The 6,000-nt window shown below is 46.1% G+C and carries 1 protein-coding gene; it reads left to right on the forward strand.

The annotated features are described in order from the left end of the window. Window positions 1-442: 442 nt before the first annotated feature. The gene (locus IEV69_RS07970; RefSeq protein WP_188441268.1) at window positions 443-5,623 is read left to right on the forward strand and encodes an HYR domain-containing protein; all 5,181 of its coding nucleotides are present in this window, start codon (window positions 443-445) and stop codon (window positions 5,621-5,623) included. The last annotated feature ends 377 nt before the right edge of the window (window positions 5,624-6,000 follow it).

The raw sequence follows: 6,000 nt of genomic DNA on the forward strand, positions 1-6,000 counted from the left end.
TGGTCTGTCCTATACAATATCTTGAGCGGTTTCATTAATTTTAACACGAAATTAATAAAATTAAATAAGCTTAGAAGCATTGAATGAAGAAAATTCTTACTATTTTATTCTAATTTCAATACTTTTATCGTAAAAAAATGATTTTAAACCAGTGTTGAAATTACAGCATTCCTTTTAAACTGCTATGATTGTTGTAGTTGGGTGTTGATATGCGAGCTAATATTTTTTGAAACCCACTGAAAATAAAAGGGGATCAACTAAATGGTATTTAATTAATAAGTCAGAGGTCTCTTTAAATACATAAAAAAACAACGATTGAAATTGAGCTGTAAAAACATAAAAAAAGCTGAAATACCCTCACTTCAAAACGCGGAATTATTAAATTATTATAAAAAAGATGAATTTTTAACTACATTTAACAAAATTTTTAAAGCCCCAAATTATGAAAAAACAATACCTACTGGTTTTTTCCCTTTTGCTGTGCATGCACCTCGCTGCACAAATTCCCGGAAATGCACTCCATTTTGATGGAGGTTCCAATTCTGTAACAGCCGGCTTGCCTGCTGTCTTTGATAATATTCCTTCAAACGACCTTACTGTGGAAGCTCAAATCCGTTATACGGGCACCGGCTTTACACGTGTGTTTTATGCACAGAAAGACCAAAACAACTTCTTTAATATCAGCGTTACCAACTTCTCCGGTCAAATGGAGTTGTATGTCTATGTGGGTGATGCAGGCACTACCCATAGTGTGCGCACCACCTCCGGACTCACCGTTGGTGAAAACCACCACATCGCTGCACGCTGGACGGCCCTGAGCAATACCCTCGAAATCTTTGTAGACGGGGTACTGGCAGGCGCTTCCTTTGGAGGGGATACTTCCACCGGAGTCAATGAGGTCATGAGCATCGGCTCCCGCACTGATGGAGGACAAACTTTTCAAGGTGAAATTGACGAACTGGCCGTATGGAGCGAAGCGCGTTTGCTGTGCTTGCTGGTACAAGATGCCAATGAGGGCATCACACCCACTGAAACCAATCTCGTAGCTTACTATGAATTCAATCAGGGAGTCCCCGCAGGAAACAACCCCGGAGAAACAACCCTGGTGGATGCCACCGGAAGCTTTCCGGGAAGCTTGCAAAATTTCGCTTTAAGCGGAACCACTTCCAACTGGGTGGGCTCACAGGCCTTTGACGATGTGATTATAGCCCCTGATACCCAACCCACAGCACTGTGTAAGCCGCCGTTCACCCTTCAACTGGATGCCAACGGGGAAGCTAGTATCAGTCTGAGTGACATCGATGATGGAAGTTTTGACCCCTGTGGGGTGGCTTCAATCACCATTGATAAAACCGAATTTAGTTGTGCAGATATCGGTGACAACACCGTGACGCTCACCATTACAGCTGCCAATGGTAACACGGCGACCTGTTCAACCGTTGTTACCGTTGAAGATGCAGTACCGCCGGTTGCCCAGTGTGTAGCTCCCTTCACCATTCAATTGGACGCCAACGGCCAGGCAAGTCTCGCCGTAGCCGATATCGATGCCGGAAGTACTGATAACTGTGGAATCGCTTCCATGAGTATCAACCAAACCACATTTGACTGTTCCGATGTAGGTGCCAATACCATTACGTTAACTGTAACCGACCTGTATGGCAATATCGCTACCTGTACGACGACCGTTACCGTTGAAGATACCCTGCCACCCATCGCTGTTTGTGTCGCACCGTTTACAGTGCAACTGGATGTCAACGGACAGGCAACCATCACCCCCGAACAAGTAGACGGTGGCTCCACTGCTTCCTGTGGAGCTGTAACACTGTCATTAGACACGACCGACTTCAGCTGTGCTGATATCGGTGAAAATACGGTCACACTTACCGTTACTGACGAAAATGGTAATACTGACACTTGTACAACAATAGTCACCGTGGAAGACACAGTAGCACCGCAAGCAGTATGTGTGGCCCCTTTTACCATTCAACTGGACACTAACGGTGCAGCCAGCATCACACCCGCCGATATCGATGGCGGAAGTACAGATGCCTGTGGCATCGCTTCCATGACAATCAGTCAATCCATTTTTGACTGCACTCATGTAGGTGACAACACCATTACCTTAACAGTAACCGATGTCAATGGCAATGAATCCACCTGTACCACTGTGGTTACTGTGGAAGATACCATACCACCGGTAGCGACCTGTGTAGCACCTTTTACCATTCAACTCGATGCCAACGGACAAGCGAGTATCACTGCAGAAGACATAGACAATGGAAGTACTGATAATTGTGCAATTGCTTCCATGACCATCTCCCAATCCACTTTTGACTGTACTGATGTAGGCGCCAATACCATAACACTCACGGTAACCGATGTCAACGGCAATGTATCCACCTGTACCACCGTGGTTACTGTAGAAGACGCACTGCCACCCACTGCCTTGTGTGTAGCTCCGTTCACCATTCAATTAGATGTCAACGGTCAGGCAAGCATTACCGCTGCCGATATCGATGCCGGAAGTTCAGATAGCTGTGGTGTCGCTTCCCTAAGCATCAGCCAGTCCACCTTTGATTGTTCTGATGTAGGCGACAATACCATCACATTGACCGTAACCGATGAGAACGGACTTGAATCCACCTGTACGACTGTAGTTACCGTAGAAGACAATGTGGCTCCTGAAGCTGTATGTGTAGCCCCCTTTACCATCCAGTTGGATGCCAACGGTGTGGCCAGCATTACCGCTGCCGATATCGATGCCGGAAGTACAGATGCCTGCGGCATCGCTTCCCTCAGCTTGAGTCAAACAGATTTTGACTGCAATGATGTAGGTGACAACACCATTACCTTAACAGTAACCGATGTCAATGGCAATGAATCCACCTGTACCACTATGGTTACTGTAGAAGATACCATACCACCGGTAGCGACCTGTGTAGCACCTTTTACCATTCAACTCGATGCCAACGGACAAGCGAGTATCACTGCAGAAGACATAGACAACGGTAGTACCGATAATTGTGCAATTGCTTCCATGACGATCAGCCAATCCACTTTTGACTGTACTGATGTAGGCGCCAATACCATTACCCTGATTGTTACAGATACCAGTGGAAATACAGCGAGCTGTACAACCACGGTAACCGTTGAAGACACCCTGGCACCTGTTGCCGTTTGTGTGGCACCTTTTACAGTACAGTTGGACGAAAACGGTCAGGCAAGCATTACCCCCGAACAAGTAGACGGCGGCTCAACTGCTTCCTGTGGAGCTGTAACACTGTCAATAGACACGACCGATTTCAGTTGTGCAGATATAGGTGAACAATTGGTGACGCTTACGGTAACCGACGAAAATGGAAATACAGACAGCTGTACCACAACAGTGACAGTAGAAGACAGTATCGCACCTACAGCCGTGTGTGTAGCACCCTTTACCATTCAACTGGATGCCGGTGGAGCAGCCGGCATCACCGCTGCCGATATTGATGGCGGAAGCACCGATAACTGTGGGATCGCTTCCATGACGCTGAGTCAATCCAATTTTGACTGCGCTGATGTGGGTGACAACACCATTACCTTAACTGTAACAGATGTCAACGGCAACGTGTCTACCTGTACGACTGTGGTCACTGTAGAAGATACCTTCCCGCCACAAGCCCTGTGTGCAGCCCCGTTTACCATACAACTCGACGCAAACGGACAAGCGAGTATCACTGCTGAAGACATAGACAACGGAAGTACCGATACCTGTGGCATGGCTTCCATGACCATCAGCCCATCTACTTTTGACTGTTCCGATGTGGGCGACAATACCATTACCCTGACGGTCACCGATACCGGCGGAAATACAACCACCTGTACAACCACAGTTACAGTGGAAAATACCTTGCCACCGGTTGCCCAGTGTGTAGCCCCCTTTACGGTGCAACTCGATGAAAACGGACAGGCAAGCATTACCCCTGAACAAGTAGACGGCGGTTCAACCGCTTCCTGTGGAGCTGTAACACTAGCATTAGATACGACCAGCTTCAGTTGTGCAGATATTGGCGAACATGTAGTCACGCTCACGGTAACCGACGAAAATGGAAATACTGACAGCTGTACCACAACAGTGACGGTGGAAGACAGCATCGCACCCACAGCGATGTGTGTAGCACCCTTTACCATTCAGTTAGATGCCAATGGTGAGGCAAGCATTACCGTTTCCGATATCAATGCCGGAAGTACTGATAACTGTAGCTTTGCTTCAATAAGCATAAGTCAGACTACATTTAACTGCGCTGATGTAGGTGACAACATTATTACCTTAACCCTAACGGATATTAGCGGCACGACATCCACCTGTACCACAGTAGTGACTGTGGAAGATACAACACCGCCAACGGTAGTGTGTGCAGAGCCCTTTACTGTTCAGCTCGATAGCAACGGTCAGGCAACCCTGACTGCCGCGATGCTGGATGACGGAAGTTTTGATGAATGCGGCATTGCCTCCATGAGTTTGAGTCCGTCCCAATTTGACTGTACAGATCTGGGTGAAAATACCGTCACCCTTACCGTTACTGATCTCAATGGAAACAGTGCTAGCTGTACAACAGTAGTCACCGTTGAAGCATCGGCCGAACCGATTGCTGCCTGTGTCGCTCCCTTTACAGTGGAACTTGATGCGAACGGACTGGCAACAATAACAGCAGCCGATATAGACAATGGCAGTGCGGCCTTTTGTAGTGGTGTAACCCTGGCAATTAACGTCACTCAGTTCAGCTGTGCAGATATCGGTGAAAATACCGTCACCCTTACCGTTACAGACGACTTTGGAAATACGGCTGCCTGTTCAACCACCGTTACCGTGGCGGACACTACAGCGCCTCAGGCATTTTGTGTGGCACCCTTCACGCTTGCGTTGGACGAAAACGGCGAAGCAACCATAACCCCTGCGATGATTGATGATGGTAGTTTCGACAACTGCGATACCGCCTCCATCAGCATCAGTCAAACAAGTTTTGACTGTAACGACCTGGGTGTGCAAACCGTCTTTTTAACAATCACTGATAACGAAGGCAATAGCAGCCAGTGTTCAACAGAAGTGACATTGGTAGATGACCTGGCTCCCCAGATTTCGTGTCCGGAGGACTTTACAGTGTTCACCAATGAAAATGGCACCTATATAATGGAAGATTTCATTGACCTGGGAATGGTGTTTGCCGTTGACAATTGTACTGACCCTGTAACATCCATAACGCAAAGCCCATCTCCCGGAACTTTTGTGGGGCTAGGGCAGTATGAGGTTAGCTTCACGGCCACAGACGCCAGCGGCAATGAAAGCAGTTGTGCATTCAACCTGACGGTAGATGAAGTATTAAGTACGCCCGACGCCTACTTTGGCAGCCTTAGCCTGTATCCAAACCCCGCTACCGTAGTCTCTACACTTGAGAATCCGCAGCTGGTTCAAATAGATCAAATAACAATCTATGACTTGAGAGGCCGAATGATCAATAAACAACACTTCAACAGCCCACAGGCACACTACCCGCTGGACATCAGTACACTGAATGCTTCAGTCTATATGCTGTTGATTGAAGGCGAAGGCAAACAAACCATTAAAAAACTAATTGTGCGTTAAACCATTTCTTAAACTTAACTAAACAACAACCCCGGAATCAACTTCGGGGTTGTTTTTTTTTGAAAACCACCAAACAGTTTTAGCTATCAGCTATTTAGTAATTAGTGATTAGTGATTAGTGATTAGTAATTAGTGATTAGTGATTAGTAATTAGTGATTAGTGATTAGTAAATAGTGATTAGTAAATAGTGAATAGTAAATAGTGAATAGTAAATAGTGATTAGTAAATAGTGATTAGTGGCTAGGGGAGTAAAAGTAACTAATCACCAATCATTTGTGAGACTGTTCAAAAAAGTGTGTCAAATTAATAATTTATTAATTTAGACATATGAAAGATATAGAAAAACAGAATGATTTTGAAAAACTGGTTACAGAAC

The sequence above is a fragment of the Planktosalinus lacus genome (assembly GCF_014640155.1).
In the GTDB taxonomy this organism is placed as follows: domain Bacteria; phylum Bacteroidota; class Bacteroidia; order Flavobacteriales; family Flavobacteriaceae; genus Planktosalinus; species Planktosalinus lacus.